The 23946-nt window shown below is 34.3% G+C and carries 23 protein-coding genes; 6 read left to right on the top strand and 17 right to left on the bottom strand.

Annotated features, from left to right (window positions below):
• The first annotated feature begins 34 nt into the window (after positions 1-34).
• Positions 35-817, top strand: a complete 783-nt coding sequence (locus tag VB796_RS16220; protein WP_323347615.1) for a tetratricopeptide repeat protein — start codon at positions 35-37, stop codon at positions 815-817.
• 11 nt (positions 818-828) lie between these two features.
• Positions 829-1671: a type IV pili methyl-accepting chemotaxis transducer N-terminal domain-containing protein gene (locus VB796_RS16225; RefSeq protein WP_323347616.1), complete on the top strand. Its 843-nt coding sequence runs from the start codon at positions 829-831 to the stop codon at positions 1669-1671.
• Positions 1672-1727: 56 nt separating this feature from the next.
• Here the strand turns inward: VB796_RS16225 and VB796_RS16230 are convergent, their stop codons facing one another.
• The 5 genes from VB796_RS16230 to VB796_RS16250 form a co-directional block, all read right to left on the bottom strand.
• Positions 1728-2744 carry a RelA/SpoT domain-containing protein gene (locus tag VB796_RS16230; protein WP_323347617.1) on the bottom strand — a complete coding sequence of 339 codons (1017 nt, stop codon included), beginning with the start codon at positions 2742-2744 and terminating at the stop codon, positions 1728-1730.
• 2 nt (positions 2745-2746) lie between these two features.
• Positions 2747-3817, bottom strand: coding sequence for a nucleoid-associated protein (locus tag VB796_RS16235; protein ID WP_323347618.1), 1071 nt, complete (start codon positions 3815-3817; stop codon positions 2747-2749).
• Positions 3818-3911: 94 nt separating this feature from the next.
• Positions 3912-5450 (bottom strand): FMN-binding glutamate synthase family protein, encoded by a 1539-nt coding sequence (locus VB796_RS16240; RefSeq protein ID WP_323347619.1) that lies wholly within the window; start codon positions 5448-5450, stop codon positions 3912-3914.
• A 9-nt stretch (positions 5451-5459) separates the two neighbouring features.
• Positions 5460-6044 (bottom strand): DUF502 domain-containing protein, encoded by a 585-nt coding sequence (locus tag VB796_RS16245; protein ID WP_323347620.1) that lies wholly within the window; start codon positions 6042-6044, stop codon positions 5460-5462.
• Positions 6004-6522 (bottom strand): DUF4139 domain-containing protein, encoded by a 519-nt coding sequence (locus VB796_RS16250; RefSeq protein ID WP_323347621.1) that lies wholly within the window; start codon positions 6520-6522, stop codon positions 6004-6006. The genes VB796_RS16245 and VB796_RS16250 overlap by 41 nt, the downstream gene beginning before the upstream one ends.
• Positions 6523-6792: 270 nt before the next feature.
• On the opposite strand from VB796_RS16250, the gene VB796_RS16255 reads away from it, so the two are divergent.
• From VB796_RS16255 to ychF, 3 genes are all read left to right on the top strand, one after another.
• Positions 6793-7863, top strand: a complete 1071-nt coding sequence (locus tag VB796_RS16255; protein ID WP_323347622.1) for an Ldh family oxidoreductase — start codon at positions 6793-6795, stop codon at positions 7861-7863.
• 281 nt (positions 7864-8144) lie between these two features.
• Positions 8145-8471 (top strand): DUF3276 family protein, encoded by a 327-nt coding sequence (locus tag VB796_RS16260; RefSeq protein ID WP_109741083.1) that lies wholly within the window; start codon positions 8145-8147, stop codon positions 8469-8471.
• A gap of 113 nt (positions 8472-8584) precedes the next feature.
• Positions 8585-9691, top strand: a complete 1107-nt coding sequence (ychF, locus tag VB796_RS16265; protein WP_323347623.1) for a redox-regulated ATPase YchF — start codon at positions 8585-8587, stop codon at positions 9689-9691.
• Between the two features lie 62 nt (positions 9692-9753).
• Here ychF and VB796_RS16270 read toward each other — a convergent pair whose 3' ends face one another.
• The 8 genes from VB796_RS16270 to VB796_RS16305 all read right to left on the bottom strand — a co-directional run bounded on the left by VB796_RS16270 (position 9754) and on the right by VB796_RS16305 (position 19676).
• Positions 9754-11157 (bottom strand): OmpA family protein, encoded by a 1404-nt coding sequence (locus VB796_RS16270; RefSeq protein ID WP_323347624.1) that lies wholly within the window; start codon positions 11155-11157, stop codon positions 9754-9756.
• An 86-nt stretch (positions 11158-11243) separates the two neighbouring features.
• Positions 11244-12542: a DUF5103 domain-containing protein gene (locus VB796_RS16275; RefSeq protein ID WP_323347625.1), complete on the bottom strand. Its 1299-nt coding sequence runs from the start codon at positions 12540-12542 to the stop codon at positions 11244-11246.
• A 177-nt stretch (positions 12543-12719) separates the two neighbouring features.
• Positions 12720-14612: an ABC-F family ATP-binding cassette domain-containing protein gene (locus VB796_RS16280; RefSeq protein ID WP_416233528.1), complete on the bottom strand. Its 1893-nt coding sequence runs from the start codon at positions 14610-14612 to the stop codon at positions 12720-12722.
• Positions 14613-14811: 199 nt separating this feature from the next.
• Complete coding sequence (locus VB796_RS16285; protein WP_323347627.1) at positions 14812-17355, bottom strand: ATP-dependent Clp protease ATP-binding subunit; 2544 nt, start codon at positions 17353-17355, stop codon at positions 14812-14814.
• 156 nt (positions 17356-17511) lie between these two features.
• The gene (locus tag VB796_RS16290) at positions 17512-18084 is read right to left on the bottom strand and encodes a hypothetical protein (protein ID WP_323347628.1); all 573 of its coding nucleotides are present in this window, start codon (positions 18082-18084) and stop codon (positions 17512-17514) included.
• A gap of 73 nt (positions 18085-18157) precedes the next feature.
• On the bottom strand, positions 18158-18358 hold the full coding sequence (locus VB796_RS16295; protein WP_323347629.1) for a DUF2683 family protein: 201 nt from the start codon (positions 18356-18358) through the stop codon (positions 18158-18160).
• Positions 18359-18377: 19 nt separating this feature from the next.
• Positions 18378-19025, bottom strand: a complete 648-nt coding sequence (locus VB796_RS16300) for a hypothetical protein (RefSeq protein WP_323347630.1) — start codon at positions 19023-19025, stop codon at positions 18378-18380.
• A 30-nt stretch (positions 19026-19055) separates the two neighbouring features.
• Positions 19056-19676: a WbqC family protein gene (locus VB796_RS16305; RefSeq protein WP_323347631.1), complete on the bottom strand. Its 621-nt coding sequence runs from the start codon at positions 19674-19676 to the stop codon at positions 19056-19058.
• A gap of 127 nt (positions 19677-19803) precedes the next feature.
• On the opposite strand from VB796_RS16305, the gene VB796_RS16310 reads away from it, so the two are divergent.
• A complete protein-coding gene (locus tag VB796_RS16310; protein WP_323347632.1) occupies positions 19804-20694 on the top strand; it encodes a lysophospholipid acyltransferase family protein in 891 nt (296 codons plus the stop codon).
• Between the two features lie 78 nt (positions 20695-20772).
• Here the strand turns inward: VB796_RS16310 and VB796_RS16315 are convergent, their stop codons facing one another.
• The 4 genes from VB796_RS16315 to VB796_RS16330 all read right to left on the bottom strand — a co-directional run bounded on the left by VB796_RS16315 (position 20773) and on the right by VB796_RS16330 (position 23930).
• Entirely contained in the window at positions 20773-21387 is a 615-nt protein-coding gene (locus VB796_RS16315; protein WP_323347633.1) for an L-threonylcarbamoyladenylate synthase, read from the bottom strand.
• A gap of 11 nt (positions 21388-21398) precedes the next feature.
• Entirely contained in the window at positions 21399-22373 is a 975-nt protein-coding gene (locus VB796_RS16320; RefSeq protein ID WP_323347634.1) for a glycosyltransferase, read from the bottom strand.
• A 179-nt stretch (positions 22374-22552) separates the two neighbouring features.
• Positions 22553-23473 carry a YihY/virulence factor BrkB family protein gene (locus VB796_RS16325; protein WP_323347635.1) on the bottom strand — a complete coding sequence of 307 codons (921 nt, stop codon included), beginning with the start codon at positions 23471-23473 and terminating at the stop codon, positions 22553-22555.
• Positions 23474-23513: 40 nt separating this feature from the next.
• Positions 23514-23930: a thioesterase family protein gene (locus VB796_RS16330; protein ID WP_323347636.1), complete on the bottom strand. Its 417-nt coding sequence runs from the start codon at positions 23928-23930 to the stop codon at positions 23514-23516.
• Positions 23931-23946 lie beyond the last annotated feature (16 nt).

Consider the following 23946-nt stretch of genomic DNA (forward strand, 5'->3'; position numbering starts at 1 on the left):
TGTTAAAACCGCTGTAAAAGGCAATCCTAATTCGTTGAAAAAAATACTTTTAACGATATTGTTAGCTTGGGGGAGCAACAATATCACCAAGGCTCAGGTACGCCCTGCAAAGCCCAAACTTTTGTACTCGCAAAAGACTAAATCTGTGCGAACAACCAAGAAAATTGTTCGGAAGAAAGCCCCATCTATTGGCAAAACCAAGCCAATTTCTCATTCCAATACATTAGTAATTCAAAACAAAGAAGCCATTCTATCAATTGCCAAAGCAAAAGATTTATTCAAGTCAGGCTATTTGCTTCAAACTTTCAGGTTATTAAATCAATACAAGGATTCTCCGCAAATGGACGCAGAAAGTTATCGTTATTTGGGCGAATGTCGTCGAAATATTGGTGGAGGAATTGATACAAATTACAAATTAGCCGAAGAATATTTCCTCAAATCCTTAGCTTTTCAAGATAATAAAGATGTGCATTTGTCATTAGGACAGATTTATGAATTAGGAGGTTTCAACCTTCATCGAGATAGCCAAAAAGCAATTTCACATTTCCAACAAGCTGCTAATCAGGACGTAACATTTGCAAAATTTGAATTGGGTAGACTCTATTTTCAAGGATTGGCAGATAGTTTAAAAAATGAAAACAAAGGAATTACTCTTTTGGAAGAAGCTGGTATTCAGGATATTCCAGAAGCTCAATGGATGTTGGGTTCAATCTATACCAAAGGGTATGGTAATAATCCGAGAGATATGACAAAAGCTAAATTTTGGTTCAAAAAGTATAAAGACAATAAAACAATCAAGCAAAATATAAAACTGTAAATTATAAAATCATGAAAACAACATTCTTAGTAGCCGCCACAATTTGGGTGTTCACATTAGTAAAAATTAATGCTCAAACTACCACTCCTCCTACATCAACCATCACAGTAGGGGCATCTGTCAATATTTCGGGAAAACAACGAATGCTTACGCAAAGAATGGCAAAAGCGTATATGTATATCGGGATGAATATCAATACAGAAGCTGCCAATCGAGAAAGAAATAATTCCATTATTCTTTTTGAAGAAAACCTAAAATCATTAATGACTTTCACCCCGACCGATAAAATTAATTTACTATTACTAAAAGAAGAAACACTTTGGAAGGAATACAAAAAACTCATTACTTCGGAAGTTTCAAAAGATAATGCCAAGCAAATTTTGGAAACAAATACCACTATTCTAAATGCTTGCGATGACGTTGTAAAAGCCTATGTAGAATATGCAGGAAGTCTAAAAAAAGAAGTTGACGGCGTATCTTCCGCCATTATTGCAGACAATATCAATACCTCAGGCAGACAACGAATGTTATCTCAAAGAATTACTTTTTATTATGCCGCTTACGTTTGGGGCGTTGCGGAGTCAGCGACGGCTTTACGTTTGAAAAATTTGGCAGAGTTTTTACAACAAAATTTCAGTCAATTAATTACTTCGGAAGTGAACAATACTGAAATTGACGATGCCATTGCGGGCGTTGTGGGCGACTGGCGAGAAATTGAAGAAAAGTGTGTGAAGGATAACTGTTATACCTTTGAAAATAAAGGTGTTGAAGTCGGAAAAATGTATTCCTTTTCCTCAACTGTTTTATCAAAAATGGATAAAATAACAGCAATGTATGCCAAGTTGTTGGAGTAGGTTTATCTCTTATCATTTTACCAAAAAGTCCCTCAAAGATAAATTGAGGGACTTTATTATCCAATACCAAAAGAAAAGTTAAGTCTCATAAATATTTCCTTAAGTATATTTTCTTCTAAATGCCATTTTTCTTTTAACTCTGAACTATCGAAAAATACTAAATACGCTATAAGTATTACAATTGGTTGTCTTCCCAAATACGATTTCGTATTGGCTAAAAGAGACTTCAATAATGATTTATTTCTTTGGATATTTTTTTCTATTTCTCTTATCTCAATATTACGAATTTCAAAAATATTGAAAATATCATTTGTTAAAGGTATATCAATAGAATTCTTATCAAACTTGAAGTCAAGTTCTGATTCGGCTAATTTAATTAGACCGTTTAAAAAGCTTTTCTCATATTCTTCAACCTTTTCCATTGTTTCGTAAGCATTGCAAAAATATTCATCCGTAACTTCCATCAGAGCTTCCGCTTTACTCAATAGTCTTACCAATTGATTATTAGAAGAGAATGCTCCTTTGTAAATTGTATCATGTGCTACTTCCGCAAATGCGTGCTGTAATAATGTTCTAATTTGTAATTCGCAAACATAAAATTCTAAATCTGTATTTGAAAACCCTTTAAAAATTGAAGAAGAACCCAACGGAGTTAAATTTAAATGAATTGCAGTGTAATCAAATTCTTTAGGTTTTTTATCAAAACTTTTGTCTGGATCACGACTTATTCTTACGTTCCAAAACTCTGTATTTGACAAAACAATTTCTTTGACGATTTTAACCTCTCTTAAGGAAGTAAGTACAATTCTTGTACCCACTTTATCTTCAATTCTTTTTAGTGGCTTAGAAGAATTTTTAAACTGATTATTATAAAAAGCCTTACCAATTAAAGATTCATCAGATTTAAGTCTATATTGGGGTGGAATTTGAATTTTGATACTTGCAGATTCAATGTTGGTATAAATTATATTTTGCAAAGTTAAATCAACAAAATTTGCCCATTCAATTAGCTTAGGCTTCAAGCTGTTATAATCTTTAATTAATTGTTCTTCTTTTTGTTCTTGAGTTTCCATAATTAACTTCTATTTGGCAAACCCTTAATTTTTATAATTGTATATCGGTTTTTATCATCCCATACAGCATCTAATTCTTCTTGACTATTAATAATTGAAATATTTTCCTCAAATACATCTTCAGGTGCTTCAATTTTCACCTTATCTAAGAAACATAATTTTCTTTTTTTCAAATCAAAATTAATTAGAGTATTATTCTTAATAAATGAACGGGGGAACCTTGATAAGATTTCATTATTATATGCTTTTCTCAAGTTTTCATCTATAAATTTTTCCCCAATTTCTTTGGGATTTATTAATCCCGTTTTATCCAATTTGAAAAGCCCCTTCAAAAAAACAATTAAATCTCTCTGCTGCGAATAATCTGTAATATTACTTTCTATTATTTTGATAAATCTATCATAAAAATCCTTTGTCTGTAATTTATCATTATTGGCGATACTAAACCCTAAAAACTTACTATAAAAATATTCCGCTGGTTGTAAGCCTGGTCTAAATTGATCATCATACAAAATACTTCCAAAACAGTCATTGGGTTGTTTTGATTGCAGTTTATCTTTTTGAAATAATATTCCAATTTTATAAAACTTACCAGATGGTGACAAAAAAATATTTTTTATAACTTCAATTTTAGAGTTTTTATTTTCATCCTGAGTAGAAATTAATGCCTCGTGTAATTCAACTTTTATCGTTATGATAATTTTCTTGTTATCCACATCAGATGCATCTATTATTATTAGATAGCCTCCAGGAACTCTTTTTGAGTCTTGGCTTTCAGCGAGAAGCCAAGCTATTTGTTTACTTCTATTTATAAAATTGGTATCATCAAGTTCTCTCAAATTATGTGAATAATTATAAAAAGATTTTTCCGTACTATCACTTATTTCAAGATTAAATGACTTACTTTCTTGACCACAAGCGTCATTGATTCTTGTTTTAAGAATATCTATAATTTCATTTTCAACGCTTAAAATACTCTCATATTCTTCAACTGAAGCATCTAATTCATTAGTTTTTGGTAAAATTTTGTGTGTTATTATTCTGTGAAATGTCGAATTTGCAATATCTAACATAGTTATAAGAAGGTGATTAAATTTGTATAACGGTAGTAAACATAGTTCTTTTATTGATGAACACAAAAAGACAACGAGAAAAATATTAAAATTATCAAATGGCAATTACCGCTTTTCCTCCACCCAAAAACTCGCTATGTAATAATTTATCAACATTTTCAAAAGGCACTACCGTTTTATTATAGCCAAAAGTCGTTGCTAAAGAACTCGTTTTATTGTTATCTCCCATTACCATATCCACGTCTTGCATAGACATTTGGCAAGGATGCTCGTAACCACAAGCGTGAGTAATTTCAAGAATTTCTTTATTAAGCGTTTTCACATAATTATAAAAACGTTCACTTTTTAAAGCGGGGTCAATTCCAGCTTGTAACCATTTGCTTGATGTTGCTACGCCCGTAGGGCAACGGTTGGTATGACAAACCTGTGCTTGGATACAACCAATCGACATCATGGCTTCACGTCCAACATTTACCAAATCGCAACCCATCGCAAATGCCATCATGGCTTTTTCTGGGAAACCTAATTTACCCGAACCGATGAAAACAATTTTATCGGCTAAATCATATTTCTGGAAAATTTTGTAAATCTTGGTAAATGCAAAATTAAAAGGCAAAGATACGTGGTCTGCAAAGGCGTGCGGGGCTGCTCCTGTGCCACCTTCTCCCCCATCAATGGTGATAAAATCTGGGCCTTTTCCCGTTTTAACCATGTACTGAGCCAATTCTTCCCACATTTCAGTTTTACCAACTGCCGATTTTATGCCAACTGGTACACCTGTTTTATTCGCCATGTCTTCAATAAAATCTACCATTTCTGGAATAGTTGAAAATTTACTGTGAAAGGCAGGAGAAAGGGCATCTTTTCCCATCGGAATATGACGAATTTCAGAAATTTCCTTCGTAATTTTTGCGGCTGGTAACATACCACCTTTTCCAGGTTTTGCTCCTTGAGAAAGCTTCAATTCTAAGGCTTTGATGAAAGGATTATCGGTAGTCATTTTGACTAATTTCTCCATCGAAAAATTACCTTCATCATCCCGAACGCCAAAATATGCCGTTCCAATATTGACAATTACGTCTGAACCAAATTTGTGATATGGAGATAATGAACCTTCGCCTGTATTATGATAACAGCCAAATTTTTCTGCTCCTTTATTCAATGATTCAATGGCTTTTGCCGACAATGAACCGTAACTCATTCCCGAAATATTTACGACTGAATATGGTTTGTAAGGCTTTTTACGCTTATGAAATTCTCCAATTGTTTTGGCACATGGCACAGCACTTGGTTCTTTTTTATTGGGGTGATTAGCGGGTAATTGATAACCCAACATAGCGTGTTTGATGAAAATATAGCCTACCGAATTAAAATCTTGGTCTGAGCCAAAGCCTTGCAAATTATTTTCTTGCTTAGATGAAGCATAAACCCAAGCACGTTCTCCCCGATTGAAAGGTAATTCTTCTCGATTATTTGCCACTAAATATTGGCGTATTTCAGGCCCAATTTTTTCGAGCATGTAGCGAATATGCCCAATTACAGGGAAATTATGCTGAATGGTATGACGATTTTGTAAAATGTCCCTAATTGCCAAAATGACAATTCCTGCGGGAATTAGTAGCCAGTAGTTCATAGATTAGTTTTAGTTTTTATTTTCTTGACTTAAAGAAACGCCACCCGAAATTATCATTTTCATAACGTCGGAGGTTGGAAGATGAAGTAACGTTACGCTGGTTGTTGGAACAATAAACATTTCGCCCGAAAAGGCATAAGAATGTGGACAATAAACCATTACTGAATCTTCGGGAATATCCAAAAATTGGAGGTCGGACTGAGTAATGAAACCGATTTTTTGAATTCCATTTTCTTTATTAAAAAGTATTTTGACTGGTTGATTAAATTTCTTTTTATCGCCTACAAATGCCTCCACAAGGTCTTTTAGAGAAAAGTAAATGAGCCGAACCAAAGGTAAACGAGCAAGTCCATCTTCAAAAATCTGAACAACAGGAACAGAAATAAAAGTAGAACCCAAGAAACCCACTACCATAATAATTGCCACCATTAGAGCAAGTCCAGTACCTCTAAAATAAAAGTAAAAATGGCTATCGAGAGAGTCTAAAAGGTTAAAAATAATATAGCCCGTAATATAAACAGGAGCTAACAAAAGTAAGCCTTTGACAAAGTAGCTAAACAGTTTTGCGGATATTCGCTTGAATTTGAAGGACATTTTCGATTCCTAATATGATTTTATTCTTTGGATATGTAACATTATATTTTACGTCAAGGTTCTTTTTTTCATTAGGTTTCAAACGAAAATTCCAAGCCAACCGTCCATGCGTAAAATCTATTTCGGCATCCGAACTTTCTAATATTTCAACTTCAACTGAACCATCTTTTGATTGAGGAAATAAATCTTCCACATCAAGTCTCAAAGATACTTTTTTAGGATTTCTAAATTCAATGCGATAAGCTCGATATTCAATAACTTTTTTGCCAACAATCTTTTTAGTATTACCCGTGATGGTTCGTTTAATATCAACTTTTTCATTTCTTGAAATACGCACAAATAAGGTATCTCTGCCTACTCCAGCAGATTTCCTTTGAGCTTTTGTTGCTTTTTGAGCATCAACAATTAATCCAGTTTGTAGAAAAAGTACACAAACTAAAAAAGTTTTGAATATTAGTATGATATTTCTTAGGGTCATCAAGATTAAAACGGATGATAAAGCAGTTAATGTATGTTGCGGGTAATTCTAAAATTTAAAATTATTGTAGTAAAATACCTTATCAATAAAAAACATAAATTATTACGAATTCTTTGAATAAGATGAACGAATCATAACAAACTAATAATCAGCAAATTAAATTCAAAAATCAACTATATTCTAAATCCAAACACCAACATATTTCATTAAGGTCATAGTTATTAGTAATTTTGCCGAATCAAAATTCACCATACTCTTACAAATCAAATTATGATTTACGAATATAGCTATTTACAAGATTTTATCCGAAAAGTATTTTTAGCCATTGGTTGTCCAGAACAAGATGCTCTCTTGGCATCAAAGGTACTCATTTCTGCCGATTTACGTGGAGTTGATTCACACGGGACGGCTCGTTTAAGTGGATATGTGCGTTTATATGACAATGGACGCTTGAATCCTACTCCACAAATCAAGATTGTTCACGAAACGCCTTCTACCGCAGTAATTGATGGAGATAAAGGGCTTGGTTTGGTGGTTGCTCCTCATGCCATGAAAGTGGCGATGGGAAAAGCCAATAATGTGGGTTCTGGTTGGATTTCAGTACAAAATTCAAATCACTTTGGCATTGCAGGTTTCCATGCCATGATGGCTTTAGAAAATGATATGATTGGTTGGGCAATGACCAACGCTGCTCCTTTGGTAACGCCAACTTTCTCGAAAGAAAAATTATTGGGTACAAATCCAATTGCAGTAGCTGTTCCTGCCGAAAAAAATCCTCCTTTCGTAGCGGATTTTGCCAGTACAGCCGTTGCTTATGGTAAAATGGAAATTCTTCAACGCAAAGGTTCTCCTGCTCCAATTGGTTGGGTACAAGACAAAGATGGTAATCCAACTGATGATTCAAATGCCGTGAAAAATGGCGGTGCATTGCTCCCATTGGGTGGCGACCGTGAGCATGGTTCACATAAAGGTTATGGACTTGGAGCGATAGTAGATATATTTTCGGGCGTATTATCTGGAGCAAATTTTGGTCCTTGGGTTCCTCCGTTTGCTACGGCAGGCTTCATGGCAGCAGGCGAACAAGTAGGCAAAGGTACTGGACATTTTTTGGGAGCGATGCGAATAGATGGCTTCCGTCCTGCGGCAGATTTCAAAGCTGATATGGATAGATGGATTGACCGTTTTCATGCCGCTCCGTCGGTAGAAGGACAAAAAGTATTAGTGCCTGGCGACCCAGAAAGAGCATTAGAAGCAGAACGTAAAGCCAACGGAATCAATTTATTAGAACCCGTTGTGAATGATTTAAAGACTTTGGCAGATAGATTTGGAATTGAGTTTTAGTATTGTTTCCAAACAATAAAAGCTACTGACAATTCAAAATAATTAGCAGTAGCTTTTATTGTCTAAAATAAATAAAAGACAATTTTAAGCAAGTCTTTAGAATTATCATAAATATTTTTTTTTATCTACAAATAAAAATTATTATTGGTTATATACAATTTTTCATAAGAATTATTAAGTTTGTGTTATAAAAAAACAAATTATATTTTTCCGTTTTTTTTGTTAAAAGTGATAAAATTTATATTTTTACCAAATCATAAACCCTAAATTATTATTACACAGTGGAAGAAAGAGATAGAGAAGAATTGTTTTCAAAACGAATCAGAGCTGGAAAACGAACTTATTTTTTTGATGTGAAGTCAACTCGCTCAAACGATTATTACATCACAATCACAGAAAGTCGCCGTTATCAGAAAGATGATGGGTTCGGGTACGAAAAACACAAGATGTTTTTGTACAAAGAAGATTTCGGCAAATTTATGGAAGGCTTACAAGAAGCCGTTGATCATGTTAAAAATGAACTTCTACCAGACGTAGATTTTGCACAATTTGACCGTGAGGAAGAAGAAGGCGGAAACAGTTTCGGAAGTGAATTAAAGTGGGAATAATCCGTAAAGCTCAATGATTTTGTAAGCCTCTGAATTTTTAGAGGCTTTTTTGTTGTTATTTCACTAATTTTGCATTCGTTTTAAAATAAGACATCATACAATACATACAATAAATGGGTTTACAATGTGGTATTGTAGGTTTGCCAAACGTCGGGAAATCTACTCTTTTTAGTGCAATATCTTCAAATAAGGCAGAAGCTGCCAATTATCCTTTCTGTACGATTGAACCAAATGTTGGTATCGTAACAGTGCCAGACCAAAGATTAAACATCTTAGAGACGCTTGTAAAGCCTCAACGTGTTTTGCCTACTGTCATCGAATTTATGGACATTGCAGGTTTGGTAAAAGGTGCATCAACGGGTGCTGGTCTTGGTAATAAATTTTTAGCTAATATTCGTGAAGTAGATGCTATTCTTCATGTGGTTCGTTGTTTTGCTGATGATAATATTATTCACGTGGAAGGTCGTGTCAATCCTGTTTCTGACAAAGAAATCATTGATTACGAACTTCAATTGAAAGATTTGGAATCGGTTGATAAGAAAATCCAGAAAGTGGAACGTGCAGCAAAAAATGGTGATGCAAAATCAAAAGCTCAATTGGCTATTTTGCAACAATACAAAGGCGTTTTGGAATCAGGGCAATCGGCTCGTACCGTTCAAGGTCTTGACGCTGAAGCTAAATTTGATGCCATTGGCGACTTATGTTTATTGACTGATAAACCCGTTATTTACGTAGCAAACGTGGACGAAGGTTCTATTGCGGTAGGCACAAACGAATATGTAGAACAACTAAAAGCAAGCGTTGCTCCTGAAGGTGCAGAGGTAATTGTTATTTGTGCGGCATTGGAAGCTCAAATTGCAGAAATGGAAGATGCTGACGACCGTCAAATGTTTTTGGAAGAATATAATTTGACCGAATCTGGATTGGATAAATTAATTCGTGGTTCGTATGCACTCTTGAATTTGATTACTTATTTCACTGCAGGTGTTAAGGAGGTTCGTGCTTGGACAATCCAAAAAGGTTGGAAAGCTCCTGCCGCTGCGGGTGTAATTCACTCAGATTTTGAACGTGGTTTTATTCGTGCGGAAGTAATTAAATTCGCTGACTATGAGCAATATAAGTCTGAAAATGCTTGCAAAGAAGCAGGAAAATTATCGGTAGAAGGTAAAGATTATACCGTAATTGATGGCGATATTATGCACTTTAGATTTAATGTTTAAAATTTAGTAACACAGACTTCAGTCTGTCAGTTAGACAACAGACTGAAGTCTGCGTTACTAAACTACAACTTCAACACTACAAACTCCACTCTTCTATTCACCTTTCTTTCTTCGTCAGTTCCTTTTTTGACAATTGGGCGAGTGTCGCCATAACCAACCGCTTGAATTCTCGCAGATGGAATTCCTTGTTTCACTAAATAAGTTTCACAAGCATCAACACGGTCTTGTGAAAGTTCCAAATTTGCTTCTGGGTCACCCACAATATCCGTATGGCCTTCCAAGCGAATTTCCATCATTGGGTTATCTTGCATCATCGTCACCAATTTATTCAATTCAGCGTAAGAGGCTGCCAATAAATCAGATTTTGATACTTCAAAGTAGATATTTTTCAGAACAATCTTATCTCCAACGGCAATTGGAGTCAAATAAATATCTTTTGTAACTTTCTGACCACCAGCAGTTTTTGACAAATCAACTACGTCATTGGTTACTAAATACCCTCTTGCCGAAGTTGAATAGGTATAAACTTGTCCTTTCTGTAAAGACATTCTGTAAACACCTGTACTGGCAAAACTTTGTACTGAATCAATTACTTGCTTGGAACTTGACAATTTATAATCAATCGTTGCACTAATTGGACGATTGGTCTTCGCATCTCTAACAATCCCCGATACTATTACATTCGTTGCAACTGGAGCAGGCGGAGGAGTATTATCTACTTCTCCAACTTTTCCTGATTTTGTTCTGCTCTTCGTAGGCGAATTATCTGTATTTGTTGGAGGTGTCGGCGTTGGAACTGGTGTTGTTTTGGTTGGCGTTGGCTGATAATCTGCTGGATTCGAAACTGTTAAATTATAGTTATTCCAACAAACATAATTATCAGAATTACATTCATTTAAGTCAAATGTCTCTAAACCTTTATCCAATCGTTCAAAATACACCACGAAATTCAAAGACTCTCCGACTCTCAATTTTCTTCCATATTTAGCTAAATCCCTTGCTTTTGTATCGTTCAAAAACGGGATATTGTCAGCCTTTAATGCTCTAAAAGTTCTTGCTCCATTAGCTGCTATTAATATTGCATTCTCTTGAAAGGCAATATTCTGAGTACCATCATCATAATAAGATTTGCCATTTTTATCTTGATAATTCCCAGCTTGATGTGTGTTCTTGAAGGTCAAATAAAGAATTGTGTATTGGTCAGTCAAACGAATATTGCCCACTACCAAATCTTTATCAGCTGAACGCCCAACTCCTGAGTTTGGAGTACTCGGATAATTAGTCGGTTCTGACTGAGGTGTTGTCTGTGGGCGGTCATTTCCAGAAGGATATTGATTCCCTCCTGTACTGTTGCCACCATCAGAATTTCCACCATTTGTTGGATAACCACCCGACCCTTGAGGATATGTTCCCAAACAACTTTGTAATAATATTGCAACACTGAATAGCAAAAATAATCTTTTCATTTTATCAAAATTTAGTAAATGGTTATTGAACGAAATTTACAAAAACTTCTTGTTTTCACACCATTACTTTAACTAATCATTAACAATTATTGCGTTTTTATCATCGAATAACCCACTAAAGCATCCGCTCTCGACCCTATCGGACGATGATAAACTAAAACTTCATATACATTTTCAGTTTGTGAATGCGTGCCTTCAAAATCAATTTCGCTTCTACTTCCCTGATTATCAATCGTGATATAATTGTAATTATAAATGCCTTGTTTCAATTGCAAATAAATTTCATACGACTGACTTTCAGGCACATAGTGCATCAAATTTCGTTCATCTAACTGCCAATCATGAAATGCTCCGTTTACATAAACCTTTTTATTCTCTAAGGAATCCGACTTTAACATAAAACTAACCCGCACATAATCCGATTCAGTTTCGCCTTTATTGGTTTCGTAATTATCAATAACATACATTCCGTTAAAATCATTGACAGAAATATACGCCAAATGATTTTGCGTTTTTTCGGGATAAAGCTCAATTATACTTTCACGCTCACCTTGAATGATTTTTGAGATATTCACTAACTTTTGTTGTGTGCTTCGTCCATCAAACATTCTAAATTCGCTACCACCTTCAAACTGATTTTCGCCATCGTAAAATTGATAATCTAACTTTTTATTGTAAGAATCAACCATGAACGGAATCAGCGGTTTTGTCACTTTATCATCTCTAAAATTTTGACGAATAATGACTTTTAAATCTTGTTTAGGGTCGATGATTTCATAACCACTAAAATTTATTCCAAAATTAACTTGTTGATGCGTCAAACGCTTTTGAACATTATTGGCAAAGCTCACTCTTCCTCCCACATTTACTCTATTTTGGTAAACCATAAATTTGCGAGTAAACATAATATCCTCCTCATTTCGATTTTTATAAACCATTACGATATAATTACCTGCTAATTTGACCTTTGGAAGTTCAATCGAAAAGTGAGTATATGGAATTTTAGTAGCGAATGAATTTCGATAATCATTAATCGGAAAGTCATTATATTCTGGCAAATATTCAATTTCATTTAAAACCGATGGTTTCCAGTCTGCATTACAATGAAAAATCTTCACTCTAAATGACTGAAATTCAGGATTCAAACAATCAAATTCTAATAATAAAGGTTGGTTATCTTGGAGATTTACAACAGGAGGATTAAGCGTAGATTGAGCATTTTTACCAGAACTCAAAGTTGGATATAATTGAACCGTGCGGATATATGGTTCATAAATATGATTATCGTAGATGATTTTTTTAGGCTCAAAATAATCTCGATTTTTCTTCTTTTGGGCAGAAATTGAGAGGGAGAATAGGGTAAAAATGATGATTAAGTTTTTCATAATAATATTGAGTTAGAATAACCGCAAAATAGACCACAGATATTACGGATTTTACAGATTAAAAATGACACGATTTAAGTCTAATAGTTTACTCTGAAGAGAGTTATAATTAAAAATAAAATCTGTGTAAATCTGTCAAATCCGTACCATCTGTGGTCTATTTCATGAGTATTTATTTTAAGCTAAACTTCCTTCCAACTCCTCAATTTCTAACATCACTCCTTCCCAAGAATCATTTACAGCTTCAAGATGATTAAGAATCTTTTGGTACGCTTCGTTTTCACGTTTCAACGCTGCTGGGTCGTTAAAAATTGTTGGGTCAGCCAATAGATTCTCTTGTTTTACTTTATCGGCTTCCAATTTACTAATTTGATTTTCAGTTTCAGATAAAGTTTGGTTCAGCTTTTTAAGGTTTTTCTGAATTTCTTTCTTGGCAGAATCATCAATAGTCGGCTTTTTCTCTACTACTTTTTCAACGGTTTTCTTCTGCGGTTTCGTTTCGGTCACTTCACCATTCAAAATTCGTTGCTCTTGCCAAGTTTCATATTCGTCATACGTTCCTGGATAAACTTTAATTTCTTCGTCTTCGATATACCAAATTTTATTCGCAATTTCAGATACAAAAAATCTATCGTGAGAAACTACCACAAAAGACCCTTCATATTGTTGTAATGCCTGAATCAAAATATTCACCGACATCATGTCTAAGTGGTTGGTAGGCTCATCGAGTAATAAAAAGTTGGCTTCAGAAATCAATACTTTCGCTAATGCTATACGAGATTTTTCACCTCCAGAAAGCACTTTAATTTTCTTGAAAGCATCATCACCTGTAAATAAGAAACAACCTAAAATACTACGTAATTCAGTTTCTAATTTACCCGTTCCCGTCATTTTCAATTCATCAAGCAAGGTATTATTAACGTCCAAACTTTCCAATTGGTGCTGTGCGTAAAATGAGTCAATCACATTATGTCCCAAAATGCGTTCACCATCAATTGGTTCAGAACCATCAATAATTCTCAAAAGCGTTGATTTACCCTTACCGTTTGCTCCAATTAAAGCAATTTTATCGCCCCTTTCAATCATTCCTGCCGTATTAGTCAAGATTTTCTTTGAACCATACGCTTTCGTCACTTTATCCAAAGTCATGATAAAGCGACCAGGTTGTGTACCAAAATTGAACTTAAAATTCACCTTTGCATTATCATCTACAACCGCATCAATCATATCCAAACGTTCCAGAGCCTTCACACGAGATTGCACCTGTCGAGCCTTCGTTGCCTTCGCTTTAAATCTTGAAATGAATAATTCGGTTTGTTTAATGGCTTGTTGCTGATTTTCGTAAGCACCCTTTTGAATTTCATTTCTAAGGGCTTTTTCTTCAACATAAAATTCATAGTTTCCTGCATAAGAAACCAATTTAGCTCCCGTAACCTCCACAATTGTATTCACGGTATTATCCAAGAAAAATCTATCGTGAGAAACCACTATAATTGCTCCTTCATAAGTATTGATGTAGTTTTCTACCCATTCAATAGACGGTAAGTCCAAGTGGTTGGTAGGTTCATCGAGCATCAATAAAGAGGGTTTTTGAAGAAGTAATTTGGCTAACATTACACGCATTCTCCAACCTCCCGAAAAAGTATGAAGCGGTTGCTGTAATTCTTCGGTAGTAAAGCCTAAACCTTCCAAAATCGTTTCTGCTTCCGACTGAATGGTATAACCTCCTAAATTCTCAAATTCATCCTGCAAACGACCCAATACATCAATATCTGAATCTTCATAATTAGTTTCCATTTTATGAAGGACTTTATCAATTTCAGCCTGAAGGAAATTCTGACGTTCAAAAGCCTGCATGGCTACTGCCAAAATAGACTCCTCACTTTGGTAAGAAAGTAAATCTTGATTTAGAAAACCAACAGTACAATCCCCTGATTTTGAGATTGTTCCACCATCAGGCTGATATTCACCGTCAATGATGCGGAGAAGTGTGGATTTACCCGTACCGTTTGCCCCAACAAGACCGATTTTGTCTTTGGGCTTAATATGTAAATTCGCCCCATCATACATAGGACGAGAACCGAAATAAAACGAAAGATTATTGATTGATAACATGATGCAAAGATACAGGTAAAAGAATTAAGGCACAAAGCATTGCATAATACAGACTTTAGTCTGTTCTCATTAATAAACAGACTAAAGTCTGTGTTACGTCATAAAAAAAGCCTTCAAACAGTTAGTTTGAAGGCTTTTAAAATTTTAAAATCTATTATTCAGTTTCCGCCGTAGCATTAACTCTTGAAAGCGTCAATTCATCACCTTCGCCCGAATAATCAGCAACTATCACATCGCCTTCGGCAAGGTCACCTTTCAGAATTTCTTCTGCTACTGGATCTTCCAAATAACGTTGAATAGCACGATTCAATGGTCTTGCACCGTATTGTGAATCATATCCTTTTTCAGCAATAAAGTCTTTTGCTTTTTCGGTCAATTCTACGCTATAACCCAATGAACTGATTCGAGTGAAAAGTTTTTTCAACATCAAATCAATGATTGAATGAATATGCTCTCTTTCTAATGAATTGAAGACAATAACATCATCCAAACGATTCAAGAATTCAGGAGAGAATGCTTTTTTCAAGGCATTTTGGATTGTTCCTTTGATGGCTTCATCCATATTATCAACCTTCGATTTTGAAGAGAAACCAATGCCTAAACCAAAATCTTTCAAATCTCTTGCTCCAATATTTGAAGTCATGATAATGATTGTATTTCTGAAATCGACTCTACGACCTAAACCATCTGTTAAAATACCATCGTCCAACACTTGGAGTAAAATATTAAATACATCTGGGTGAGCTTTTTCAATTTCATCCAATAATACAACCGCATAAGGTTTACGACGGATTTTCTCGGTCAATTGTCCACCTTCTTCATAACCAACGTAGCCTGGAGGAGCTCCAATCAAGCGAGATACACTGAATTTCTCCATGTACTCACTCATGTCAATTCTTACTAAAGCATCTTCTTTATCGAACAAATACGTTGCTAAAACCTTCGCTAATTCTGTTTTACCTACCCCCGTTGGGCCTAAGAAAATGAATGAACCGATTGGTTTTTTAGGGTCTTTCAAACCTACACGTGTACGCTGAATCGCTTTTACAAGTTTAGCAATTGGTGCATTTTGCCCGATTACTTTTCCTTGTAATTCTTCGTTCATGTTCAGTAGTTTTTGTCCTTCCGTAGCCGCTACACGATTTACAGGAATACCTGTCATTTGAGCAATTACTTCGGCAACACTTTCTTCTGAAACTGTATAACGACGACGTTTTGTATCTTCTTCCCACTCACGTTTTGCACGGTCTAATTGGTCTAAAAGACGTTTTTCACGGTCACGTAATTGGGCAGCCTCTTCGTATTTTTGTGATTTTACAACGGCATTTTTCTCTTTTTTGATATTTTCGATAGCTTCTTCTAAACGAATAATATCTTCTGGAACGGTGATATTTGAAATGTGAACTCTTGCTCCAACTTCGTCCATTACGTCAATGGCTTTGTCAGGTAAGAATCTATCCGAAATATAACGTTCTGAAAGTTTTACAGCTTGTTCAATCGCTTCGTCGGTATAAGTTACGTGGTGATGTTCTTCGTATTTATCCTTGATATTATTCAAGATTTCAATCGTTTCTTCAATCGAAGTGGCATCTACCATTACGGTTTGGAAACGACGAGCCAAAGCACCATCTTTCTCAATATACTGACGGTATTCGTCTAATGTTGTTGCCCCGATAACTTGGATATCTCCACGAGCTAAAGCTGGCTTGAACATATTTGAAGCATCTAATGAACCTGACGCACCACCCGCACCAACGATGGTATGAAGTTCGTCAATGAATAAGATTACATCTGGCGATTTCTCCAATTCATTCATTACCGCTTTCATTCGCTCTTCAAATTGTCCACGATATTTTGTTCCAGCTACTAATGAAGCCAAATCAAGCGTAACGACACGCTTTCCGAACAACACACGTGATACTTTTTTCTGAACAATACGTAAAGCTAAACCTTCTGCAATGGCGGTTTTACCAACACCAGGCTCACCAATCAGGATTGGGTTATTTTTCTTTCTACGTGAAAGAATTTGGGCAACCCGCTCAATTTCTTTCTCACGACCTACAATTGGGTCAAGTTTCCCAGATTCAGCAACTTTAGTAAGGTCTCTTCCAAAATTATCTAAAACAGGTGTTTTTGACTTTTCGGCATTTTTGTTTGTGGCAGAACCGCTATTACCCGCATTGCTACCACCCGCAAACATTCTTGCATCATCATCGTTATCGTCAGTATCTGACGGACCCGATTTGATATTTGGGTTTGATTGATATTCTACCATATCTTTAATTAATTCATAATGTATCTGGAACTTCTCAAGGATTTGTTTGGCGAGATTATCCTCATCTCTGAGAATTGCCATTAATAAGTGTTCCGTTCCGACAAGGTTTGTTTTGAAAATTCGTGCTTCTAAATAAGTTACCCTCAACACTTTTTCGCATTGGCGAGAAAGCGGAATGTCTTGCTTGTTTTTGATGGTATAAGAAGAACGAACCGTACTCCGAGTTGCCTGTTCAATAGTCACACGCAAGTCGTCGAGGGTTGTGCCACATTTTTGGATAAGGTCGAGTGCAATACCTTCGCCTTCTCTAATCATCCCCAAAATAAGGTGTTCTGTCCCGATATAATCATGCCCAAGCCTGATTGCCTCCTCACGGGCGAGTGAGATAACCTCTTTGACTCTGTTTGAAAATTTTGCCTCCATGTAAGAGTTTTGAGTTATGATTTGTTGTTTCTGTAATAGTTACTGGAAATTGGTTATTGGTTGATTAGTTGGAAGAAAGCTCTGAAATTAAAATAAAACAAAGAAAACTAAACTAAAATTTTCAATAACTTATATTACTTTGATGTTTACGTTAATCTAAAAAATTTCAGAATTTGCAATTAAAAGTGTCGTATCAGGTGTCTTAATTCTTTTAGTTGATTTAATTGGACCATCGGCTTCAAATCTTTTAAGATGAATAGATGGAGTATTTAACTCATGCCAAAACTCTCTATAAAAACCCTTTTTCCATGAAACATTTTTAAGTGCAAAATTTCGACTATTTTTAGTAAAATAAATAAAATACCCCCTCTCGAAATGATTAACATAGTTTTTCATTCGTTCTATATCTCTCATTGCACTTTCTGATGAAAAGTTTTGATATTTCCCTTTAACTTTATTCATATTCTTCATTTCAATTACAGCTAAATACTTTCCCTTTCTACGAATAGCAATGTCAGGCTTAACTGTTTCTTGAATACTATGAACATTGTGACTCATTAAAATTTGCAAATCTTCTTTATCTCCAATAATTGTTCTTAAATGGAAGTAAAAACAAGCTCTAAAATCTTCTTCAATTTCAATTCTATCTTCGTAAAAATCATCAACTGTTAGTTTAAAAGCCTTGATAATTGCATTTTCTATTGTGACGATTTTAGTGGTAACAGGCATATATTTTAGTAATTCTTCAAATTTGGATGTATTATAAAACTACAAGGTGAAAGAATTCGTAATCAAGAAAATATTATTTCCATATATCATCAAGAGCTATTTTGGTTCTTTTTCCAGCTTGCATATTACTTTCACTTTCCAATATTTTTTCAACAAATGCTGGATTATAAGGACTTTTATCTGTTTTTGATTTGATGCTTACAAAATCAAATTGTTGTAATAATTCAAGTAGAAAGTTAGCCCGTTCTTCTCGAACATCTAATAATAATTCCATGATTATCAATTTTAAAACTTTACAAAATCTTCTCTATCTGTACTCTTAAACTTTTCAAGATTCTGAAAATGTCAAATATTTCATCATCTACGCATGAAAAATCTTTACTGATAGCATATTCTTTCCCAACTAATGCCATAAAATACCAGTTTCTACCAATGATATACGAACCGTAAATTGGTCGTTCAGCGTTCTGACTTCCATTATTATTTAGTTTCTGGGCAACCAACATGGCTATTAGTGCTTGTCCTCTTGGGTCACCGTAAGGGTCTGTACCTCTTTTATATTCGTTTAAACAAAAATAAGGCATTCGAGGGCTTCTAAAACCTGTTGCAATCATTCCATCCACTTTTCCCGACAATTCGTACTCATCAATTGTTGTAGATAATTCTCTTTCTAAAAAATAAGCAAATTTTTTATTGTCTATTCCTGATGCTACAATTACAGGACTAATTAGTTTATTTTCTAATTCTATCTCGTTCCAATCGTCCCCTCCAAATTGAACATAATTAGTTCTGAGTGATTTTAAATTATAAACTTCATATTCGTTGATGTTATAACTTCTTTGTAATAATTCTTCCAAAACATCGAGATATTCTACTTGAACCAATCCAAATGTGAGTTCAACCTTCTCCAAGGTCCATTCTCTGAAATTACTCTTTTCCATTACTAATTGATTTTCTATTTAACCACAATTCTAATTTATTTGTTCAATCACCGCAGAGCCTTTTAATATTGATAATGCTTGATTTCCCTGACAAAAAAGCAAATCGAGAATAGAGAGATTTGGCACAAATTCATTGCCAAAATTTTGTCTGTATTCTAATGGCTTATAAAGATTATTCTCACTAAAAGGTGTTTTAGGATGAATTAGTCCTCTAAAGTCATTTTCGACTGTTTTTTGATAATTTTCAGTAAATATAATGTTTTTTTCGAGACGGAGAAGTTTCAGACAAATTGTCAGTAATTCTAAATTTATATCGAACAAAAAGTCAGGTTTTTTATCTAATATTTTTTTAAAATATTCTCCATAATATTCAAAAAAAGGCGATTTTCCGTAAGCAGAATGAATTGCTCCCCAATGTCGGCGTGTCCAATCTTGATGATAATCAATTTGTAAATCTCGGATTAATACTTTTTTATTCCCATTTTTAACGGGTATTGTGAGGCTATCAACTTTATTTGTTGTCTGAATTATACAACGATTTCGGTAACTTTGCTTTTCAAAATATTCGTGAGCCTCAATTGCAACAGTTTCGTGTTTTAATATGGCACAGAAATATTCCAAACTTGGTAAATATTGGAGGTCAATGGTCATTGTTTTAATGAGTGAATTGTGAACGGGATGCGTAATTTGAGTGAAAAAGGATTTGCCTTCACAAATTAATGCTATAAATTGTTTTTTATTGCTGAAAGCCGATAGCCAACAGCCAAAAGTCAAAATTATGTTTTTTATTAATCTATTCTCAAAGTTACCGTTTTTTGTGCTTTATGGCATTTCAAATTTTGCTTACTTTATTATTTATCGGGTGGTCGGCTATCGAAAAAAAGTAGTTTTTGAAAATTTACGTAATTCTTTCCCTAATAAATCAGAAAGCGAAATTGAACAAATTGCTAAAGATTTTTATCAACATATTGCTGATTTATTCATCGAATTTATCAAAGGTTATTCTATCTCCAAAGACGAAATTAGTCGAAGAGTTAAAATTGTAAACCTTGACGTTGTCAAAAAATATAGTGATAAAAATCAATCCGTAATTATTGTTACGGGGCATATCGGAAATTGGGAATGGCTACTTCATCCACTTAATTTAACGGGAATTCCGATGGATATTGTCTATCAAAAATTAAGTAGCCCATTTTTTAATGAACTAACGCTATTTATCAGAAGTAGATTTGCGGTAACTCCTTTAATTGAAAAAGATGATACTTTACGCAAAACGATTGAGCGTAAAGATATTACAAGAGCCTTAGTGATGGGGTCTGACCAATCGCCACAAAATTGGAAATCTGCTTACTGGACTAATTTCTTAAATCAAGATTCTGGTTTTTTCACGGGTACAGAAAGAATTGCTCGAAAATTAGACTATCCAGTAATTTTTAGTGAAATGAGGAGAATTAAAAGGGGATATTATGAAATAGAATTTACAGAAATTGCTCTGCCTGAAGAATTTAAGGAATTAGCAATGGGTGAAATTACAGAACGGTTTGTCAGAATTTTGGACAAATCTATTCATCAATATCCCGCAGATTATTTATGGTCGCATAGACGTTGGAAACATAAAAGAACAGAAGAAGATGCTGTAAAAACCAATTTTAGAGAATTGCGGTCATAGTACCGCAGACTTTAGTCTGATTTTTATTATTTCAGACTTTAGTCTGCGGTACTATCCACAGACTAAAGTCTGGTCTACTTAATCTAAATATCCTCCACCCTGCCGAATAATATCAAAATCGTCGGTGGTGGCATCTACAATCGTCGAAGGAATATTTTTTCCATAGCCACCATCAATAACAATATCTACAAGATTCTGAAATTTCTCAAAAATCAATTCTGGGTCAGTTGGATATTCCAAAACATCATCATCATCATGAATTGATGTTGTGATGATTGGATTACCTAATTCCTGTACAATAATTCTTGGAATAACATTATCAGGAATTCTAATCCCAACCGTTTTTTTGCTTTGTGATAACACTTTTGGCACACGATTATTACCGTCTAAAACAAAAGTAAATGCTCCAGGTAAAACCCTTTTCATGAGTTTAAAAGCAGCAGTTGACACTTTAGCATAGTCAGAAATATGACTCAAATCATTACAAATAAATGAAAAATTGTTTTTATTTGGTTTGATTCCCTTAATCTGACAAATTCTTTCTACGGCACGAGCATTATGAATATCACAACCCATTCCATAAACGGTATCAGTTGGATAAATAATCACTCCGCCATCACGCAGGCACGAGACAATTTGCTCGATTTTACGCATATCTGTACCTTTTTCGTATAATTTTATAAATTCAGCCATTGATAAAGTGTTTAAAATCTAAAATTTATATACCTCCGCACAGAGTTGTATTTGAGATACAAAAAGTTGGCAGGTAATTTACAGAAAATTAAAATTGAATATATCCAACTTTCCCAATTTTCTGCATTAAGTTGTTTTAACATTATTAAAACTTCCTTCCCAATTTCAAAATGTTCGGTAAAAAAACTTTGTCTCATTAAGCTTTTCAATCGAATAATTAACGCAAGATTTTCTTCTTGGGTTTCATTAAAGGAAAATGCTTTTTGACAAACAATGAAAGTTGAGGGTGTGAGAGCGTTCTTTTTTTGGATAAATTTTGTTGAATGTGAGTCATTTAACATTCTTTGTAGCATCAATATTTGAGGAACGTAATCAAACTCGCATATTCGAGAAGCACGAAGCCAGAAGTCAAAATCTTCGTAGGTTAAGGTTTCATCATAGCCGCCGAGTTGCTCAAAAATTGATTTCCGAACCATCATCGTTGGCGGATTAAGGTAAAGCTTTTTACCTAACAATTTAGTATAAACATTCCCTGTTGGGTACTCATTCCTTTTCTTTCTAAAGGCATTAAATATTGAATGTTTAATTTCATTTGACTCCTCATCAATGTATTTACAATCTGAAAAGATAACGCCAACTTTTTCAGATTTTTCAAAAATTTTGACTTGTTCACTAATTCGATTGGGTAACATTACATCGTCCGTTGACAAATCTATGATGTATTTTCCTTTAGCCAATTGTAGGGCTTTATTAAAAGAACGACAGTTTCCAATATTTTTATCGTTAAACATTAATAGTGTAGAAAAATTATTTTGCAAGAATTGTAAAATAATTTCACGGCTTCTGTCAATACTAAAATCATCCACCACAATCAATTCAATATTCCCATAGCCCTGATTTACAACAGATTGCAAAGATTCCAATATATAGTTTTCGTGATTATAACATAAGGCGATTACGGTAACGAGTGGATTTTTTTCATTCATAATTACTATTTAAAACAAAAAAATATATTTTGGCACGGGGTTTGTTATAATACTAACATAAGAAAATGATAGACATTTTAGTCTTCATTGATTTTTATGGGTTAGGGTTATTGGAAAGCCACACTTTTATGAAGGGTGGCTTTTTTTGTTTCCATACTTTTCTAAAAATGGCAATTGGACTATTGTTTTTGATTTCCAACACGTTTGCTTTCATCAATACTTGCATTGATTTCAAATCCTAATATTAAAATTAAAGCAATTAAATAAAGCCAAACCATCAATGCGATGAATGTCCCAATTGCTCCGTACAATCTATTATAGGATGCGAAATTGGAAAGATAATATGAGAATAAATTGGTAATGAGAATAGTAAGAATAGATGCCGTAATTGACCCAGCATTGATGAATTTCCAACGTTTATGAATGGTTGGAGCAATATAGTAGATAACTGAAATGGTCGTAAAAAAAACGGCAAATATGACAAAATACGTTATAAATTGTGCTGCATAAAAGGTAATATCTCGTGTCAAAAGCCCTTCTTCAAATAAAAAATCAACCGCAATTCTTCCCACAATTAATACAACAATTGCTATCACTAAAACGAATGTCAACAAAAAATTTAACATCACCGCTATCAATCTTGCTTTGATAAATCCTCTTTGCTCAACTGTTTTATTGGTCATATTAAAAGCTCTCATTAATGCCATCATGCCACTTGTAGAAGCATAAAGAGCGAAAATAAAACCGAAAGATAGAATTCCCCCACGTGGTTTACTCACAATTTCTGTAATGGTTGTTTGAGCTTCTTTGAAGATTCCTTCGGGCATTACTTCTGCAAATAGTGAAATAATACGCAAGTCCAAATGGGCAACTGGCACATAAGGAATTAATGAAAACAAGAAAATTATCGTTGGAAATATCGCTAAAGTGAAGTTATAAGCAACCGCAGCGGCTCTTACATCGATATCGAATTCGAGTATTTTTTTAATCAAAACTACCAAAACTTGATATACTGTTGCGGGTGTGTCTTGCAAGTGAAGCGTTTGTAAAAACAAGCGAACAGAACGAACAGGTTTGGTATTTTTTAATTTTGGAAGCATATAATAAATTAGGCAAAGACATAAAAACTACCGAAAATCGCTATTTCTTTTCGGTAAAATAACTTTCTAATTTTTCTAAGAGTTCTTTAGGAGCAAGCGTAAGTCTATTATTTTCCATTCTAACAAATACTAAAGTAGTTTCTCCAATATGCACAAGAGTTTCTGAGCTATTATAAATCTCGTAATGGAAAACAACTCTTGCCGCAGGTAAAGTTTTGATGGTTGTTCGGATAGTCAATAAATCATCATACAGTGCAGGGGCAATATAACGAGATTTATTCTCATAAACAGGCATCATCACCCCCGAATCCTCCATGGCTTTGTAACTAAAACCCAAACTTCGCAGTGCCTCTACCCGACCAATTTCGTACAAACGAGCGTAATTTCCATAATAAACATAACCCATTTGGTCAGTATCGGCATAACGAACTCGGTATTGATAGTTGTGAATGTACATAAAACGGAGGTAGTAA

The sequence above is a fragment of the Arcicella sp. LKC2W genome, from assembly GCF_034931005.1.
GTDB lineage: Bacteria > Bacteroidota > Bacteroidia > Cytophagales > Spirosomataceae > Arcicella.

Bases quoted from the DNA above. Each gene is read 5' to 3' on its own strand.
- VB796_RS16225 (WP_323347616.1), top strand. From the start codon at position 829: ATGAAAACAACATTCTTAGTAGCCGCCACAATTTGGGTGTTCACATTA.
- VB796_RS16230 (WP_323347617.1), bottom strand. From the start codon at position 2,744: ATGGAAACTCAAGAACAAAAAGAAGAACAATTAATTAAAGATTATAAC.
- VB796_RS16235 (WP_323347618.1), bottom strand. From the start codon at position 3,817: ATGTTAGATATTGCAAATTCGACATTTCACAGAATAATAACACACAAA.
- VB796_RS16240 (WP_323347619.1), bottom strand. From the start codon at position 5,450: ATGAACTACTGGCTACTAATTCCCGCAGGAATTGTCATTTTGGCAATT.
- VB796_RS16245 (WP_323347620.1), bottom strand. From the start codon at position 6,044: ATGTCCTTCAAATTCAAGCGAATATCCGCAAAACTGTTTAGCTACTTT.
- VB796_RS16250 (WP_323347621.1), bottom strand. From the start codon at position 6,522: ATGACCCTAAGAAATATCATACTAATATTCAAAACTTTTTTAGTTTGT.
- VB796_RS16255 (WP_323347622.1), top strand. From the start codon at position 6,793: ATGATTTACGAATATAGCTATTTACAAGATTTTATCCGAAAAGTATTT.
- ychF (WP_323347623.1), top strand. From the start codon at position 8,585: ATGGGTTTACAATGTGGTATTGTAGGTTTGCCAAACGTCGGGAAATCT.
- VB796_RS16270 (WP_323347624.1), bottom strand. From the start codon at position 11,157: ATGAAAAGATTATTTTTGCTATTCAGTGTTGCAATATTATTACAAAGT.
- VB796_RS16275 (WP_323347625.1), bottom strand. From the start codon at position 12,542: ATGAAAAACTTAATCATCATTTTTACCCTATTCTCCCTCTCAATTTCT.
- VB796_RS16280 (WP_416233528.1), bottom strand. From the start codon at position 14,612: ATGTATGATGGGGCGAATTTACATATTAAGCCCAAAGACAAAATCGGT.
- VB796_RS16285 (WP_323347627.1), bottom strand. From the start codon at position 17,355: ATGGAGGCAAAATTTTCAAACAGAGTCAAAGAGGTTATCTCACTCGCC.
- VB796_RS16290 (WP_323347628.1), bottom strand. From the start codon at position 18,084: ATGCCTGTTACCACTAAAATCGTCACAATAGAAAATGCAATTATCAAG.
- VB796_RS16295 (WP_323347629.1), bottom strand. From the start codon at position 18,358: ATGGAATTATTATTAGATGTTCGAGAAGAACGGGCTAACTTTCTACTT.
- VB796_RS16300 (WP_323347630.1), bottom strand. From the start codon at position 19,025: ATGGAAAAGAGTAATTTCAGAGAATGGACCTTGGAGAAGGTTGAACTC.
- VB796_RS16305 (WP_323347631.1), bottom strand. From the start codon at position 19,676: ATGACCATTGACCTCCAATATTTACCAAGTTTGGAATATTTCTGTGCC.
- VB796_RS16310 (WP_323347632.1), top strand. From the start codon at position 19,804: ATGTTTTTTATTAATCTATTCTCAAAGTTACCGTTTTTTGTGCTTTAT.
- VB796_RS16315 (WP_323347633.1), bottom strand. From the start codon at position 21,387: ATGGCTGAATTTATAAAATTATACGAAAAAGGTACAGATATGCGTAAA.
- VB796_RS16320 (WP_323347634.1), bottom strand. From the start codon at position 22,373: ATGAATGAAAAAAATCCACTCGTTACCGTAATCGCCTTATGTTATAAT.
- VB796_RS16325 (WP_323347635.1), bottom strand. From the start codon at position 23,473: ATGCTTCCAAAATTAAAAAATACCAAACCTGTTCGTTCTGTTCGCTTG.
- VB796_RS16330 (WP_323347636.1), bottom strand. From the start codon at position 23,930: ATGTACATTCACAACTATCAATACCGAGTTCGTTATGCCGATACTGAC.